The following is a 17,255-nucleotide window of genomic DNA, read 5'->3' as shown; positions in this document are numbered from 1 at the left end:
CCCCTCAGGCAGGCAACAACCCCTGATCGATCAGATGCGCCCGGCACCGGGCCGGATCGGTGAAGATCAGCCCCCGCAGACCGAGCGCCTCGGCCGCCGCCACGTTGGCCGGGCTGTCGTCGATAAAGAGGCACTCCCCAGCCTTGAGGTCGAACGACACCAGCAGATAGCGGTAGATGTCGGGCTCGGGCTTGAGCATCCGCACCCGGGCCGACACCACCTTGCCGCTGAAGAAGCGCCAGAAGGACTGATGCAGCTCCAGCCAGTCGATGCTGGCGTGCCCCATGTTGGAGAGGGCATAGAGGGGGTGGCCTGCACCGTGCAATTCTTCGATGAGCGCCACCATGGCGGGATCCGGCACAAGGGAGGACGGCACCGCCTGCAAGATGGCCAGATTCTCCGCCATCGACAGGCCGGTGCGCCCCTGCGCCTGACGGGCCATGGTGTGCAGGGAGAGGGTCCCCCTGTCCACCTCCAGCCAGTCCGGGTGGTTGAACAGCTGCTCCGCGATCGCTGTCGCCCCCTCGGGTCCGCGCACCCCACTCACTATGGCCACCGGATCCCAGCGCACCACCACCCTGCCCAGATCGAAGATCACCGCCATCGTCTCGTCCCCTCTATGTGTTGTTGCCACGGATGTGGTCACAGCGGTTGCCACAAACAGGGACCAGAACGACGCTCACTCTCCCCCGGCAACCCGAGCCACCACCCTGCCCCGTTCAACGCCCCCGGGCAAGTTTTACTTGCATCGCACCGCCAAATCCCTTAATGGTTATGGCGTTACATTCAGGACACGCCCATGAACACACCATTCTTCTTTGTTTTCTCGTTTACCCGGCCCACATGAGGGAAGGCCCGTCGTCACGTGAACCATTCGCGTAAACAGAAACCAAAGACGAATCGAGCCTCCCCAGCGGAGGCTTTTTTTTGCACCACACACCACAGAATCACTGGATAGGGAACCACCATGGCAACGCTCGACGAGATCAGACACGACATCACCCAGTTGGATCAGGAGCTGCTCGCCCTGCTGGCCAAACGCAAGACCCTCAGCATCGAGGTCGCCCGCGCCAAGCAGGCCAATCCCCGTCCCATCCGTGACCACCAGCGCGAACAGGACTTGCTGGTCGCCCTGATCCAGAAAGGGCGCGCCCTCGGACTGGATGCCCAGTACATCACCCGCATCTACCACACCATCATCGAAGACTCCGTGCTCTCCCAGCAGGCCTACCTGCAGAGCCTGCTCAACCCCCAGCAGCAGGAGCCCATGACCAGCGTCGCCTACCTGGGACCACGCGGCTCCTACTCGAGCCTGGCCGCCCGCAAGTACCTGGCCCGCTACAAGGATCAGGTGATCGAGGTGAACTGCCAGAACTTCCGCGAGGTGCTGGACACCGTGGAGTCGGGCCGCGCCGCCTTCGGGGTGCTGCCCATCGAGAACACCAGCTCGGGCTCCATCAACGAGGTGTACGACGTGATGCAGCACACCACCCTCTCCATCGTGGGTGAGCTCACCTATCCCATCGAGCACTGCATCCTCACCGCCGTGCCGACCGAGCTGTCCCGCATCAAGACCTTCTACGCCCATCCCCAGGTGTTCCAGCAGTGCTCCCATTACCTCAGCAAGCTGGAAGGGGCGCGCCACGAAATCTGCGACTCCTCCTCCAGCGCCATGATGAAGGTGAAGGAGCTGGCAAGCCCGGAAGCGGCGGCCATCGGCAGCGCCGCCGGCGGCGAGCTCTACGGCCTGGACGTGCTGGCCGAGCAGCTCGCCAACCAGAAGGAGAACTACAGCCGCTTCATAGTCGTGGCGCGCAAGCCCATCGACGTGGCGCCCCAGATCCCGGCCAAGACCACCCTCATCATGTCCACCTCCCAGAAGCCGGGCTCCCTGGTGGAGGCGCTGCTGGTGCTGCGCAGCCACGAGATCAACATGACCAAACTCGAATCCCGTCCGGTGCAGGGCAACCCCTGGGAGGAGATGTTCTACCTGGATGTCTCCGCCAACCTGCAGACCCCGGCCATGCAGGCCGCCCTGCTGGAGCTGACCAAGATCACCCGCTACATCAAGGTGCTGGGCTGCTACCCGAGCGAAGACGTCAAGCCGACCGCCGTGCCGCCCGTCTTGATGGGAAGCTGATGGGGAGCGGATCCCGCCCCTGCCACACAAAGGCGAGCCCCGGCTCGCCTTTGTGCTCTCTGCCCCCTCCCCGTGAGACGCGGCCCAGTCCCGCCCTTCCCTTCCGGCATTAAACCGCCCTCCACCCCCTTCCTCGTGGACCCGGGATCCTGGCGCTGCTGTCTTTCCACTCACCATCAGGCCATCTTCCTCCCGTTGCGGCCCCCTTTTGCCGCCTGCCGGGCCTTTCTATCGTTTGGCTTTATTTAACGACATGGCTACATCGTTAGATTTCCCTAAACAAAAAAGGCCGCCATTCCGGCGCCCGGGCGCCTCTTGTACTACCTCAGCCCCCTTTTTCCTCGCCACAGGCCGGATCCCGCCCGGCCCCTCAACCACGGTTATCCTCACCGCAGGCCCTATCCGTCCAAGACGCCAGCCCCGGTTATTCCCCGCAGATCCGAGCTCTTTCCCGGCCAAACAAAAAGGCGAGCCTGCGCTCGCCTTTGTCTGTACCGTGATGATCGCCGGGCTGATGCCGGCGCCCCCCGGACCCGCCCTAGAACTGGCCCGCCATCAGCTGGTTCAGGTGATAGAGGTTGCGGGTGTCGAGCTCCAGCTCGGTGGCATAGGTGTTGCCACGGGGATAGGTCGCCACCACCCGGGCACCGCGCACCATGCCCGCCACCGACACATCCAGGGAGTTGGAGGTCTGGGTCAGGTCCTTGTAGCTGCTCTGGCCGCGCACCTGCTGGCCGTTGAGCTGCTCCGCCAGCTCCCGGTAGGCGTCCATCTTGGAGGCGCGGATCGCCTGCAACATCTTCTCGGACTGGGAGGGACCGGGCTGGATGTCGATCACCGCATACCCCACCGCCTTGAGCACCGGGAAGTCATCGGGCTTCTCGCCCACGTCATAGTTCACCACCCGGTTGCCACTGCACGCCGTCAGCAACATGGCCATCAGGCAACCCAACAAGATTTTCATCGCTGTTTCCCCGTTTTCCTGTTCACCACACCCGATGTTTCACGGCTCAATGTCAGCCAGCCCGCTTCACGCTTCATGACGCGCCACCTCAAGGGGTCAGGTTGACCAGATGGCCGGACGGGCTCTGGCCCCCCCGCATCAGGTAACCGCGATTGATGGAGGCCCGGCCAAAGGAGTTGCTGGCACCGGACAAATATTGTTTCGGGATCAGGCTCTGGGCCGTGGTCTCCACCATCTTGGTGCGCAGATCGATGATGCGGGCGTTGACCAGGATCCCCTGCTGATTGCGGCTGAAGGTGCCGGTCAGGATGCGGGAGATGGGCAGCCGGGACGAGAGATCCTTGTAGTTGCGGCTCATCACGAAGTCCCCCTGCGGGGTCACCTGGATGTTGCCCGTGGTCTTGAAGTCCACCACCACCTCACCGCGCCGGTTCAGCTCGTAGATAAAGCTCTCCTCGATCTGCTGCCCCATCCAGTTGGTGTCCTTCAAGGTGTCGAGATCGACAAAGGAGGCGACCGCAATGGGCTCGGTCAGAGTCGTGAGGGACTTGCGCTCCATCAGCTGATCCGTCATGCGGGCCACCAGCCAGTTGAGCTCCATCCCCTTCGCCGCCTGGCGGGGGTCTCCCAGCTCCCGATTGATGGGGTCGGCCGACCCGCAACCGACCAATGCCAGTGCCACCGCCAGCACCGTGATAACTCTCTTCATGGATACCTTTCCTGTATCTGCACCTGACCTGTTATCGGTCGCAACCGCCAACACTTGAGGCGGGAATGCGCGCAGGATCCTCGATGATCCCCGGGCAGAGGCGCGCATTGCGCCACCGGAGCCCACCGTAGGGGCTCCGGCCAGGGAAGAAGGCATGGTTCTTGCTTTTATTTGGTCACCCGCTCCGGTGCAGACCGGATCTGTGTCCAGGATCCCTGACCCGCCCCACCGGCGGCAGCGGGGTCGCCCACTCAAGGTGTTTGTTATGAAAGTTTCGCTGCTGTTCACCCTGCTGCTGGCCAGCCTGTCGGCCAGGGCCGAACTTATCGAGGCCCAGGGCAGTGCCGCCATTCTGGGGGGCGACGAGGTCTACGCTCGCGAGCAGGCGACCCGGGATGCCCTGCGCCAGGCGCTGCTGGCCAGCGGTGCCTCCGTCTCCAGCATCCAGCGCCTGGAAAACGGCAGCCTGCGCTCCGAGCAGATCCAGATCCGCTCCGGCGGCGACATCCGTCAGTACCGCCTCAAGCGCGAAGAGGTGCGCAACGGCCGCATGTACATCACCCTCGTGGCCGACATCCAGGCGGAGCGGCAGATCTGCCAGACCCAGCACTACGCCAAGGATTTGACGCTGGTGCGCCTGCGCATGCGCTACCCGGACCAGGCGAGCACCGGTGCCCTGGACGACATGCCCGCCGATCTCTCCCGCCGGCTGTTTGAAACCCTGGCGACGACACCCCAGGTGGTCGCTCGCCAGTGGCTGGACGAGAATCTGCGCATCGACCCTCTCCATCTGCAACAGGGGGATCGCAGCGCCCTCGAGGAGATCAAGGCCCTGAGCCTGCGCACCGACAGCCAGTATCTGGTGCTCGGCAGCATCGACGACCTCTCCCTCGAGCCCCAGGGCAACGCCCTCACCAGCTGGTATGAGGATCCCGTGCGCAACTTCTCCATGCAGCTCTACCTGTTCGACGGCATCAACGGCAGCCTGCTCGGCCGCAAGGAGTACAAGGGCCGCGCCAACTGGACCTTCTCCAAGCGGGAACAGGTGGGCAGCAGCGGCGGCCAGTTCTGGCAGTCGAGCTTTGGCCAGGAGGTGGGCTACCAGTTGATGGAGGCGGCCCAGGACATCGCCGCCGAACTCGCCTGTGCCCCCGTCACCGCCCGGATCGTGGCCCAGCACGAGCGCGGCCCCCACATCAACCTGGGCCGTCGCAACGGGGTCAAGCTCGGGGACCAGTTCCGGGTTCAGCACAGCGCCGACTTCGTCGACCCCTATGGCAAGTCCAGGGTGATGCGCAACCCCGCTGACGGTCTGTTCGAGGTGGTGCAGGTGTTCGAGGATGGCGCCATCATCAGCAGTCAGAACAAATATTCGCCGTTCAATGTCCAAATCGGTGACCTGGCCGTATTGGAATAGGAATCAAGGGTTTAAAAGCACAATGCTTCTTGTATAATGCCCGCCACAAGGTTCCCGTAGCTCAGCAGGATAGAGCGGTCCCCTCCTAAGGGACAGGCCACTGGTTCGACTCCAGTCGGGAACACCATACACAGCAAGGGGCTGGCATCGTCATGATGCCAGCCCCTTGTGCGTTTCTGCGCCATTTCCCCCTCATCCCGGGCGCCACATGGCGGGCCTCGGGGAGCGACAACCCTCGCCACGGCCTGTGCGCCATGCCCGCCAGATCAGGCAGGCATCAGCTCGGGGACGAGGTCACGTCCCCTCAATCCCATCTAGCGCTCTCCGAATGACTCGCTCAGGGTCTTGCGCAGGGGCTTGAGCAGGTAGTCCATCACGGTACGATCACCGGTGCGGATATCCACCTGGGCCGTCATCCCCGGCAACACATCGATCTCCCTGCCCGTCGTGGAGGTCACGGGGTAGCTGGCAGGCTTGATCCGCACGCGATAATAGATGTCCATGCCGCGACTGGTCTCTTCCTTGAGGCTGTCAGCACTGACATAGGCCACCTCCCCCTTCACGCCGCCAAAGATGGTGTAGTCAAAGGTGTCGAAACGGATCGTCGCTTCCAGACCCGGCACCACACGGGCAATGTCCGCGGTGCTCACCTTGGCCTCAATCATCAGATCGTCGTCGACCGGGATGATCTGCATCAGCTCCTCCCCGGCCCTGAGCACACCGCCCACCGTGGTGACCCGGATGTTCTTGACGATGCCAGGCACCATGGCGGTAAACATGCTGTCCTGCTGCTCCTGCTTGCGCAGGGTCAGGGTCTGCACGCCCTGCGCCATGTCATCCTCCGCCTTGGCCAGCTCCAGTCTGGCCTCCTCAAGGAACTGGTTGCGCCGGTTCACCAGCCGGGCCTCGGCCTCGTTGAGCCCACGCTGCACCCGCAGCAGTTCGGAGCCGCTGGCATCGCCATCAGCATAGAGCTGCTCCACCAGACGCAGCTCCTTCTGGGCCAGTGACACCGCCACTCGCATGGTTCTCAGCTCTTCCCTGAGGCCGGTCTGGCGCTGCTTGAACAGCGCTTCCTCGACACGGGCCGTCTCGGGAGAGCGTGCCAGCAGGTCAGGTGAGAAGGTGAGTCGCGGTTCACCGATGACTTCCGCCCGCAGCCGGGTGGCCCTCGCCTCCAGCGCAAACAGGCGGGCCTCCACTTCTCCGACCGACGCCCCCACTCTGGTCTGCTCCAGACGGGCGAGCAACTGACCGGGGGCCACCCTGTCCCCCTCCTTGACCAGCAACTGCTCCAGCACGCCGCCATCCACCGACTGGATGATCTGCACCCGGCTGCTGGCAATGACCTCGCCCGTGGCACGGGCGACTTCGTCCACCCGAAACCATGAGGCCCAGGCAACAAAGATCGCCATCAGGAGCGCCGTTATCCACAACCAGCCCTGACGGCCCCGGTGAGAGTTCTGCAACTTGCGGATCCGAGCCTGGGTACGCGCATCATCGTCTTGCAGGAAACGATCAGACCACATCAAGCATTCCTCCTTTGCCAGGGTGCGAAGATGCCGCCGGTCGGGCGAGCATCTGTGTCAGCACCCGATCCGGCGTGCCATCTTTTACCACCCGCCCCTGTTGCATGGCGATGACCCTCGTCGCCAGCCGGGCGGCCGCCATGGGCCTGTGGGTCGCCACAATCACGATATCCTCGGGCTGTATCGCCCCTTGCAAGGCCGTCCAGACACGCTGCTCAGATTCGCCGTCAAGGGCCGCAGTCGGTTCGTCCAGCAGCCATACCCTGGGCTGGTTGATCAGGACGCGAGCAAGCGCAACCAGCTGCCTCTGGCCGCCAGAGAGCCCCTCTCCTCCCTCGCTGATCACGAGATCCATCCCCTGAGGGCTGGATGCCGCAATGCCGTCGATGCCGAGCTCGCGGGTGATCTGCAGCAGGCGAGAGTCGCTGGTCACGCCGGTCAGGGCCAGATTGCTGCGCAGGGTGCCCTTGAACAGCTGTACGGCTTGCGGCAGATACCCCACCTGGCTTGCCACCAGTTGGGGATCGATTTCCCACAGATCGGCGTCTCCCAGACGGATGCGGCCTTCGCTGGGGCAATACAGGCCGGCCAGCATCTTGAGCAGCGTCGACTTGCCACACCCGATCGGCCCGACCAGCAATACCCGCTCACCGGATTTGAACTGCAGGCGCTCGATGTCGAGCTGGCAGATGGGCGATTCGGGATAAGCGAAACGCACGCGCTCCAGGGCCACCTCCCTGGGGAGTTCGTCCGGCAGCAGCAGTTGCTGCTCCGGGCGCCGATCCCGCGACAGGGACAAGACCTGGTGCACCATCTGCAACGCCTGTCTGACTTGCTGCCACTGCGCAAGATATTGGACGCTCTGGGCGATGGGGGCGATCACCCGCCCCCCCAGGATGCTGCACGCGATCATCCCCCCCATCGTCAGGAGGCCTGCCTCGATCTGCCATACCCCGACAACCACGGCGGCCACATAAGCCAGGGTTGACAGGCTGCTGGTGCTGACGCTGGAGAAACTGCTGACCGCCTTCTGCTGGATGTTGTAGCCATCGATGGTCGCCGTCACGTCTTGCCACTCCTGTGCAAAACGCCAGCCGGCATTGTTGGCGCGAATCGTCTCTGCGCCCCGGATCGTGTCGACCAGCAACCCCTGGCGCTCGTTGCTGCGCAGCATCTGCTGTGACAGCAAGGCGCGAAGGCGCCACTGGCTGACATATCCCAGCAGCAATGCCACTGGCAGCAGCAGGGTGTACACCCAGCCCACCGCGCCGCCGATGATGGCGATAAATGCCAGAAACAGGGCAGCAAAGGGCAGATCCACCAGTGCAAACACCACGCCGGCACTGAAGAACTGACGCACGGCATCCAGCCCGCCAACCTGGGCCGCCAGAGTGCCCAGGCTGCGCGGCTGCTGATCCAGGCGCAGATGCAGTACATGCTCGAAGACCTGCTGCGAAACCCGCTTGTCGACGGCACAGGAGAGGCTGTCCAGGATCCTGGCCCGGGTGATCTTCAGCATCCAGTCCAGCAGGATGATCAATCCCATGCCGGTTACCAGGGTGGTCAGGGTCGAATAGGCCAGGGTCGGCACCACACGGTCATAGACCTGCATGGCGAAAATGGACGTGCCGACGGCCAGCAGGTTCACCAGCACGGTGGCCACGATGACTTTCCACAGCCAGCCCCGCTCTCGAAAGAGTTCTCGCCACACCAGGCGAGACGCCAGGTTGCCGGAGAAGACACTGTCGGCATCGGCACGTCTGCTCACCGGTGCCCGCAGCCAGACCACCAGGGCATCCTGCAGCTCGCTCTCATCGGCCTCACGGCGCATCCCTGCCCCATCGAGCAGGGTCAGGCAACCCGTGGCATCCCGCTCCGCCAGCACCCACTCCCCCTGGGAACAGACCAGTGCCGGCAAGCGGCGCTGATCAAGACGACGCCAGGCGAGTTGCACGGGTGCAAGGTTCTTCAATCCGGCCTGGATCAGTACCTGCCTCAACCACTGTGCGGGCCCGAGGGTGGCAGTGGCTGGCGCCGCTTGCTCCCACGCCTGTGCCAGTGCATCGCGGTCGAACGGGATCTGTAACGTAGCCAACAAGTGTGTCACCAACGCAGATGACATGCCGTGCGGCGCCTGCTCGGCGGTTTGCCTATCCATGGGGTTGTAACTCCTCACCGTTCAAGGTCACCAGGGGATCCAGCCCCCCTGTCAGGGCAGCCAATTGCAAGGAGTAAATCTCCCAGTCACTCTTTGCCTGGACCAGTTGCAACTGCTGTTCACTGAATTCGCGCTGGATATTCAGCACATCGAGCCAGCTCTTGGTCCCTGCCACATACTGGCGTTGATAGGATCCCAGCACGGCCCCCAACTCCGCCAGTGACTCAGTCTGTACCCGCACCAGCCCGGCCTGCAGCTCACGGCTGCGTTGCAGGCGACGCACGCTGCGCTCCAGCTCGCTGACGGCGTAGGCCAGGTCATCTTCGGCCGCGCTCTGCTGCGCCACCGCTGCGTCTGTCCTGCCTCGGGTCGCAAAGCCCATCCCCTCCAGCGTGCCCTCCAGCACCAAACTGACCCGGGTATCATCCCGGTAGGATGGCTGATCGTAATCCTGCTCTGCTTGCAGGTAGAGCGTGGGCATGGAGGCTGTTCTGACCTGCTCCACACTCGCCCTGGCCCGCTCGATCTCCTGCTTCTTGTAACGCACTTCGGCGCTGCCCTGCAGGGCGGCCTGGTGCAATGCCTCGCCCTCGCTGACCTGCAGCAGATCCGGTGTCACCGGTTGTCGGGCCGGTACGGGCGTCTGGGTCAGGGCCAGCAGATCGCTTCTCGCAATGGCCAGCTCCCCTTCGTATCGCTCCACCCTCGCCCTGGCTTGCGCGAGGCGAGTGGCCGCCAGGCGAACATCGGCCGTCGATGCCAGCTGACCCTGCTCCCGGCGGCTGATCTGCTCGAACAGCGACTGATGGGCAGCCAGACTGGCTTGAACCACCTCCAGGCGCTGACGGCTGCCAAGGACATTGGAGTAGGCCACGGCGGTCTGCTCCAGCAACTGGCGCCGCACTCGCAGCAGGTCGACACGCTCGACCTCTGTGTCGGCATCGGCAAACGCAATGCTGTTGTCGATGCGCCCGAATGCCCACAAAGGTTGGCGAGCGCGCAACGTCACCGGCGTGGCGCGATCCTCCCCCGTGGTGGCTTCAGCATCCTGCTGCACCTGGGCAGTCACGCTGGGGTAGCGCTGACTGCGGGCTGCATCGGCAGAGTATTCCCTTGCCTCGATCTGTGCCCGTTTGCCACTCACGGCAGGGTGCTGGCTCAGGGCCGCCTGCAACGCCGCCTGCAAGCCATCGGCCTGTTGTGCATTCGCGGGCAGGGTCAACACGGCCAGGCTCAGGAGCAGCAGGCCATGTCGCCTCAACTGCGGCAAGCTAGTTACCATGAACATTCTTCGTCGATTTCCTGTTCGTTGTGGGGCAAGGCTGTCTGTGCCACAGGCGGCACCTTGCGCATCAGCTGCGCCGCCTTTTCCGGCTCGCCCGATAGCGTATATGCCTGCGCCAGATCCTCGCGCCATTGCCCATGCCAGGGGCACTGTTCGTGGGCCTTGTGCATCAGGGCGATGCCTTCGGCCAGATGGCCCTTGCGCACATAGACAAGCCCCACCATGAAGGTGGCGGCAGCGTGCTCGGGCAGGTGATGCAGCAACTGCTTGAAGCAGTGCTCGGCCTCGTCCAGCTTCTCTTCGCGGTAGCGCGCCACGCCCGTTTCCAGCAAGCCGGGCACGGGTAGCGCCACCATGTCGTCGATTGGCTGCCATTGGATGCGCGCATTGGTGCCGCACAGCAGCGGGGCCAGATGGGCCTCGTAACACGCCCATCTGGCCATGGAGCTCTTGTACAGCGGCTGGCGCACCTGCCAGACGCTGGCTGTTTTCACCGGCCGTTGCAACTCGCTGAAATTGAGGACCTGAGGCTCCCAGGCCACCCCGACGTAATCCAGCATGCGCCGCGCCTCGCGTTCGGGGTCCGCCAGCACATCCTCGTAGATCACCTCCAGGATCTCCCCGGGGAAAAGCTGGTTCCAGTGGTGCATCAGCAGGTTATGGTCAGCGAGCTGCTCCCCTATCCAGGTCAGGTCATAGGCAAAGCCCATGCCGCCGTGTTTGGCTGCGTAATCGGTAAAGTAGTTGGAGATGGCGATATCGCGGGGATCCCGCCGCACCGAGATGATCCGCGCATGGGGGAAGAGCAGCTTGATGAGACCGATGTTCTCGAAGTTGTGGGGCAGCTTGTCCACCACATGCCGCGCCCCGGGAGCATACTCCCGCAGCTCTTTGAGAAGATTGCCCGTGATGCCCGCGATCACCTTGGCGTCCAGATCGTCCACACAGTCGGGGTAATGTCGGCCGGAACCGACCCGGCGCTCCCACCGTTCAAGGCCCGCAATCACGCCGGGGATGAGCCCCAGCTCGCCCGCACCATGCACCTGGCTGTGGCCGGCCAGCATCTGCTCGATCAACGTGGTGCCGGAGCGCGGCATGCCCAGCACGAACACTGGCAGCGTCGAGTCATTGCCAATACCCCGGCGATGTTCATAGAGCGATCTGCTGAAGGCATGACGGATGCGCGCGCAAGCTTGCCGGTGCGCCGCCGGGTCATAGCCGAGCAAGGCGCGGCTGGCGCTGTTGGCCTCATCGGCGAGTGCAAAGGCCTTGGCATAGTCCTGGCGTTTCTCCCAGGAGGCCGCCAACTGCAACAGCAGACCGGGTTTCACCAGCCCCTCTGGACCGGGGCGGCGGGCCAGCACCTCCAGATGGTGCAGGGTGGCGTCATCCTCCGGGAAGCGCCGCGCATTGATAAGCGAGGCATATCCGCGCACCGGGTCGAGCACCTTGACCCGTTCAAACAGCGCCACCGCCTCCTCAATTCGTCCCAGTTGCAGGTACAACTGCCCCAGCCCCAGCAAGGCCGGCACCTGTTGCGGATGCGCTTGCAGCACCTGGCTGTAGCGCGCGTCGGCTTCATCATACTGCTGCTCCTGCGCCTCGACCCCGGCCAGCGCCACCTGTGCTTCGGCCAGCCAGTGGGATCGGGAAGCCCCGTCGAGACGCTCTGACGGCGGCAATGCCTGCGCCTCTTCGAGTGCCTGAGTGGCCATCTCTCTGGCCAGCGCCGTCTGCCCCTGGGTCGCGACGGCAACCAGCTTGAGGCGCAATGCCAGCACGGGCTGTTGCTGCTGGCCCGCCAGATGGATGGCCCGCCGCAGCAAGGCGATGGCCTGGGACGAGCGCCCTTGCAGCTCAGCCAGCTCGGCGCGATGCTGATGCAAGCCGGGATGGTCGGGATACTCTCTTCCTCCCCGGCACAAGGCATCCTCGGCCTGGGCATGGCGACCTTGCTCGGCCAGCCGCTGGGCGTACCCCCTGACCAGGCCGCAATAATCCTCTTCGTCCAGCAAGCGTTGCTGCTCGTCCAGCCAGGCATCGGCGACGGCATATTCCTCTGCCGCCAGCCACAACTCCAGACGCAGACCTCGCAATTGCTGGCTATGCCAGGCCGCCTGTGGCTCGGGCCAGTGCTCCTGCTCCCCCTCCCAGAAGGCCTCGGCCCGGGTCAGCAGTTGCTCGCCCAATGCGATGGCCCCGTCCTGCAAATAGAGGCGCAGCAGTTGTTGATAGAACAGGATATTGGGCGCCAGGAAAAGGCTGCGCTCATACAGTTGCCGCGCCGCCGCCGTCTGCTGGCGCCTGAGCTGGCAGGTCGCCAGCCGCGCCAGCAGCAACGCATGATCCGGTGCGTCATGCCGGGCTGCCTCGAGCAGCGCCTGCGCCATGTCGAGCTCACCCAAGAGCAGTTGGACGGCAGCCAGGTCGACACGTCCGTCGACGTCAAGAGCGGCAAGATCCAGCCCTGCCAGCGCGTGGCGTGCAGCATCCAGCTCGCCAAGCTGGGCACAGGCCAGCGCCAGCAATACCTGTTCGGCGGGGTGTTGTGGGGCGCTGCAGGCCTCCTGCAACAGCACAAATTGTTGCTGCAAGGCCAGCGTGCGCAATAGGGAGAGTGAACTCATGGGAACCGCGGGATCCTGGGACTGGATCGCCCCTCCATGAGGGGCGATAAGGGTGGATAATTAGAGCCGGGTCAGACCAGCCCTTGAGAGGTCAGGACACCGTTTGGCATCTGGAGCATATGTGCATCATTGAAGACTTTTCCCGCATTGATGTGGGCCCAGGTGCCGTTCCACAAATCGCCGTTCCCATAGAGAGCCCCCGGAACCTGTCCGGTGCTCCATGCTATGCCACGATAGACTGTTCCTTTGGCATAAACCGTCATGCCCAGAACTGACATCGTATATATCGCATAGTAATCCTGTGTGTTCGAACCATTACGGCCTGCATCCGCTCTTCCTACGACGCGCCATTGCGAGCCGCTCTTGGCCATGACCCCCTGCCCCGTTCCCACAAACACCACCTTGTCATCCGCCCCCAGATTATTGGCCCCCGACCACATTCCCCAGGTTCCAGGCCCATTACCTGCCGTGCTCATCTCGGCCTTCTGGCTCTCAACACGGATATAAATGGTGTAACTGGTATTTGCATCGAAAGTACGGCTGCTGTGGTCGGAACTGACCCCCTGCACCAGGTCAAACACCACTATGCTGGTGTCGGCCACAGGCCCAGATGTGTCGATCACGATGGCTTCATTTGCCCCGAGCGAACCGGTCCCACCCGGGGTCGGCAAGGTCAGGGTGGCGTTGTTGCCGGCAACGTCGCGGATGGTGCCGCCATTGAGGCCGAGCGCCCCCGCGCTCAGGTAATCCAGATCGGCACTGGTGTCCCCCGCCTGCACCGTGTAGTTGAAGGTCAGGGTATTGGAGCCTGAACCACTGACGTAATTGATGGTCCGATCCGTGGCGCCGGTTTCCAGAGTCAGTTGCGGCGTGCCAGAGACGGTGACCGCCTCGCTGAAACCGACCTGGATGCTGATCACACTCCCCACTCCATAGGTACCCGCTGCCGTAGAGCTGCTGACCCCGCTCACCACAGGCGCCGTGGTATCCACCAGGTAGCTGGCGTTGTCGGTCACCTGGGAATGGCTCAGGTTCGCATCATTGCCCGCGGCATCGCTCAGGGTGCCACCGTTGGCCTCCAGGCCATTGGCAACGATCGAGATGCCGTTCGCATCGGCCTGACCCGCCAGAATGGTGTATTGGAAGAGCAATGAGGCCGTGCCACTGCCCGAGACGTAATTGGCATAGACGGTGCTGCTCCCGATATTCAGCGCCACACGGGGTGTGCCGCCTGAGGTATCGATCACGGTCGCTTCATCCATGGTCACGGTGACGCTGACCACGTCACCGGCATTCAGGGTGTTGCTCTGTGCACCGCTGGCCCCCGTGATACCCACACTGCTGACAGCCGGGGCCGTGGTGTCCACCAGGTAGCTGGCGTTATCACCTACCGCACCATGAGTCAGGGTAGCGGCATTGCCCGCCGCATCACGCAGGGTGCCGCCGTTTGCTTGCAGTGCATTGGCATCCAGACTGATGCCGTTGGCATCGGTCTGACCCGCCAGAATGATGTATTGGAACAGCAAGGAGGCCGTACCACTGCCCGAAACGTAATCGGCGTAGACGGTGCTGCCACCGACATTCAGCGCCACACGGGGTGTGCCGCCCGTGGTATCGACCACGGTTGCTTCATCCATGGTCACGGTGACGCTGACCACATCGCCTGCATTCAGGCGCCCGCTCTGTGCACCGCTTTCCCCACTGATGGCGATGCTGCTGACTGTCGGTGCGGTTTCATCCACCAAGTCGTTGATAGCCAGGGTGACGGTTTGCTCGCTGGCATTGCCTGCCGCATCGGTGGCCACCACGGTGAAGCTGTAGCTGGCCTTGGTCTCGTAGTCCGGGTTGCCCGTCAGGGTCACCGCGCCCGTGGCGGCATTGATGCTGAACAGCGCCGCGTCCGCTCCCGCCTTCAGGCTGTAGCTGGTACTGCCGGTCACTATGTCGTCGGTGTCAGTGCTCGTGACGGTGTAAACGACTTGGCCTGCCCCACTGTTCTCGCTGATAGCTGTTGCGGTAGCAGCGGAGGTAATGGTCGGCGCTGTGTCATCCAGGTTGTTGATCCCCAAGCTAACCACCTGCTCGCTGGCATTGCCCGCCGCATCGGTGGCCACCACGGTGAAGCTGTAGCTGACCTTGGTCTCGTAGTCCGGGTTGCCCGTCAGGGTCACCGCGCCCGTGCTGGCGTTGATGCTGAAGGCGGCATGGTCGTCCACCGCCTTGAGGCTATAGGTGACGTTGTTGGCATCGGTGGCCGCTGCAATGTAGATGGTTTGCCCAACATTGCTATTCTCGTCGATGGCCGTGGCCATATCAGCGGAGGTGATCACGGGTAATACAGCATCTATCGAAGTCGGCCCCATGCTGCCGGAGTAGTCCGTGAACTGGATGTTCCAGCCCTGCAGATAGCCAACATCCGCCTGTGCCTCGTCTGCTATCCGCAGCGTCCAAACCCCGCGCGCCCCCCCCGTCAGGTTGCTGAAGGCCTGTTCTGGGGTGAAGGTGCCGGTAAAAGGCGCCGAGCCATCCGCCAGCGCACTGCCACCTGGAGCAATCACCGTATCGATGAAGTTGTGACCACTCGCCCCCCTCTGATACACCAGCGTGATACTCGAGTCATCGGGGGCGATCAGGCTGATGACTAAGTCGGAATCATAAGAGTGCTGGATATTGAAACCCAGGCTCAGCAAGTCCGCGGCGCTGGCATCAGAGTCAACGTAGAGCCGGTAATCGGTGGTCGAATAATCGGTGATCGCCTGCATACCCGGCACAGGCGTGTTGTAAAGCGCAGTATCACGCCCGATGCCATCTTCCAGCGAAAATGACAGCGGTATCGAACCGCTCACAGCTACGCTCTGCCCTCCCTCGACAACAGTGAACTGGGCGCTGTAGGTCTGGTTGTCGATACGGGTCAGGTTGGTGAGGTCGTAACCCGCTAGGGTGCCGTCAATGGCGTTTAGCGGTATGCCATGATCATCGTCGATAAAGATGGTGATAGTTGCAGTATCCCCCACGCCCAGGGTCTCACCGGCGAGCACAATGCCAGTGATAACAGGTATAGCTGGTGCGACAGACAAGGTGACCACCTGCTCGCTGGCATTGCCCGCCGCATCGGTCGCCACCACGGTGAAGCTGTAGCTGGCCTTGGTCTCGTAGTCCGGGTTGTCCGTCAGGGTCACCGCCCCTGTTGAGGCATCGATGCTCAACAGCGCCGCGTCCGCTCCCCCCTTCAGGCTGTAGCTGGTGCTGCCGGTCGAGACGTCGCCGCTGTCGGTACTGGTCACGGTGTAAACGACCTGCCCGGCACCGCTGTTTTCATCGATGGCGCTGGCCGTGGTTCCCGAGGTGATGGTCGGCGCCACTTCGTCCAGGTTGTTGACCCCCAAGGTGACCACCTGCTCGCTGGCGTTGCCCGCCGCATCGGTCGCCACCACGGTGAAGCTGTAGCTTCCCTTGGTCTCGTAGTCCGGATTGCCCGTCAGGGTCACTGCCCCTGTGGTGGCATTGATGCTGAACAGCGCCGCGTCCGCTCCCGCCTTCAGGCTGTAGCTGGTGCTGTCGGTCACTACGTCGCCGCTATCGGTACTGGTCACGGTGTAAATCACCTGCCCGGCGCCGCTGTTTTCATCGATGGCGCTGGCCGTGGTCCCCGAGGTGATGGTCGGCGCCACTTCGTCCAGGTTATTGATGCCCAAGGTGACCACCTGCTCGCTGGCATTGCCTGCCGCATCGGTGGCCACCACGGTGAAGCTGTAGCTCCCCTTGACTTCGTAATCAGGATTGCCGGTCAGGGTCACCGCCCCCGTGGCGGCATCGATGCTGAACAGCGCCGCGTCCGCTCCCGCCTTCAGGCTGTAGCTGGTGCTGCCGGTCGAGACGTCGCCGCTGTCGGTGCTGGTGACGGTATAGACCACCTGCCCGGCACCGCTGTTCTCATCGATGGCGCTGGCCGTGGTCCCCGAGGTAATGGTCGGCGCCACTTCGTCCAGGTTATTGATGCCCAAGGTGATCACCTGCTCGCTGGCGTTGCCCGCCGCATCGGTGGCCACCACGGTGAAGCTGTAGCTGGCCTTGGTCTCGTAGTCCGGGTTGCCCGTCAGGGTCACGGCACCCGTGGCAGCATTGATGCTGAACAGCGCCGCGTCCGCTCCCGCCTTCAGGCTGTAGCTGGTGCTGCCGGTCGAGATGTCGCCGCTGTCGGTGCTGGTCACGGTGTAAACCACCTGCCCGGCGCCGCTGTTTTCATCGATGGCGCTGGCCGTGGTCCCCGAGGTGATGGTCGGGGCCACTTCGTCCAGGTTGTTGACCCCCAAGGTGACCACCTGCTCGCTGGCGTTGCCTGCCGCATCGGTGGCCACCACGGTGAAGCTGTAGCTTCCCTTGGTCTCGTAGTCCGGGTTTCCAATCAGGGTCACCGCGCCCGTGG

10 protein-coding genes, 1 tRNA gene and 1 other annotated feature are annotated in these 17,255 nt (G+C 63.4%); of the genes, 3 read left to right on the top strand and 8 right to left on the bottom strand.

What is annotated here, in order from left to right; all coding sequences use genetic code 11:
• Window positions 1-4 precede the first annotated feature (4 nt).
• Complete coding sequence (locus AB5Y53_RS03515) at window positions 5-604, bottom strand: HAD family hydrolase (protein WP_368181132.1); 600 nt, start codon at window positions 602-604, stop codon at window positions 5-7.
• 191 nt (window positions 605-795) lie between these two features.
• Window positions 796-929: a sequence feature (Phe leader region), on the top strand.
• A gap of 38 nt (window positions 930-967) precedes the next feature.
• On the opposite strand from AB5Y53_RS03515, the gene pheA reads away from it, so the two are divergent.
• Entirely contained in the window at window positions 968-2,140 is a 1,173-nt protein-coding gene (pheA, locus tag AB5Y53_RS03510) for a prephenate dehydratase (protein ID WP_103244400.1), read from the top strand.
• A 538-nt stretch (window positions 2,141-2,678) separates the two neighbouring features.
• Here the strand turns inward: pheA and AB5Y53_RS03505 are convergent.
• Window positions 2,679-3,104: an LPP20 family lipoprotein gene (locus tag AB5Y53_RS03505; protein ID WP_010673311.1), complete on the bottom strand. Its 426-nt coding sequence runs from the start codon at window positions 3,102-3,104 to the stop codon at window positions 2,679-2,681.
• A gap of 88 nt (window positions 3,105-3,192) precedes the next feature.
• The gene (locus tag AB5Y53_RS03500; protein ID WP_010673310.1) at window positions 3,193-3,813 is read right to left on the bottom strand and encodes a FlgO family outer membrane protein; all 621 of its coding nucleotides are present in this window, start codon (window positions 3,811-3,813) and stop codon (window positions 3,193-3,195) included.
• Window positions 3,814-4,078: 265 nt separating this feature from the next.
• On the opposite strand from AB5Y53_RS03500, the gene AB5Y53_RS03495 reads away from it, so the two are divergent.
• Window positions 4,079-5,230: a flagellar assembly protein FlgT gene (locus AB5Y53_RS03495; RefSeq protein ID WP_368181131.1), complete on the top strand. Its 1,152-nt coding sequence runs from the start codon at window positions 4,079-4,081 to the stop codon at window positions 5,228-5,230.
• A gap of 50 nt (window positions 5,231-5,280) precedes the next feature.
• Window positions 5,281-5,357: transfer RNA gene (locus AB5Y53_RS03490), tRNA-Arg, on the top strand.
• A 187-nt stretch (window positions 5,358-5,544) separates the two neighbouring features.
• On the opposite strand, the gene AB5Y53_RS03485 is transcribed toward AB5Y53_RS03490, so the two are convergent.
• From AB5Y53_RS03485 to AB5Y53_RS03465, 5 genes are all read right to left on the bottom strand, one after another.
• Entirely contained in the window at window positions 5,545-6,759 is a 1,215-nt protein-coding gene (locus tag AB5Y53_RS03485) for an HlyD family efflux transporter periplasmic adaptor subunit (protein WP_368181130.1), read from the bottom strand.
• The gene (locus AB5Y53_RS03480; protein WP_368181129.1) at window positions 6,749-8,857 is read right to left on the bottom strand and encodes an ATP-binding cassette domain-containing protein; all 2,109 of its coding nucleotides are present in this window, start codon (window positions 8,855-8,857) and stop codon (window positions 6,749-6,751) included. Before AB5Y53_RS03480 ends, AB5Y53_RS03485 begins: the two co-directional genes overlap by 11 nt.
• Window positions 8,858-8,909: 52 nt before the next feature.
• A complete protein-coding gene (locus AB5Y53_RS03475; RefSeq protein ID WP_319907794.1) occupies window positions 8,910-10,205 on the bottom strand; it encodes a TolC family protein in 1,296 nt (431 codons plus the stop codon).
• Complete coding sequence (locus AB5Y53_RS03470; protein WP_368181128.1) at window positions 10,193-12,829, bottom strand: sulfotransferase; 2,637 nt, start codon at window positions 12,827-12,829, stop codon at window positions 10,193-10,195. The genes AB5Y53_RS03475 and AB5Y53_RS03470 overlap by 13 nt, the downstream gene beginning before the upstream one ends.
• A 71-nt stretch (window positions 12,830-12,900) precedes the next feature.
• The coding region (locus AB5Y53_RS03465) for a beta strand repeat-containing protein (RefSeq protein WP_368181127.1) at window positions 12,901-17,255 on the bottom strand (4,355 nt) is incomplete at its 5' end.

The sequence above is a fragment of the Aeromonas sp. R7-5 genome, assembly GCF_040908015.1.
In the GTDB taxonomy this organism is placed as follows: domain Bacteria; phylum Pseudomonadota; class Gammaproteobacteria; order Enterobacterales; family Aeromonadaceae; genus Aeromonas; species Aeromonas caviae.
The sequence above is the reverse complement of the archived record's forward strand: the minus strand, read 5'-3'. Positions and strand labels throughout refer to the sequence as shown.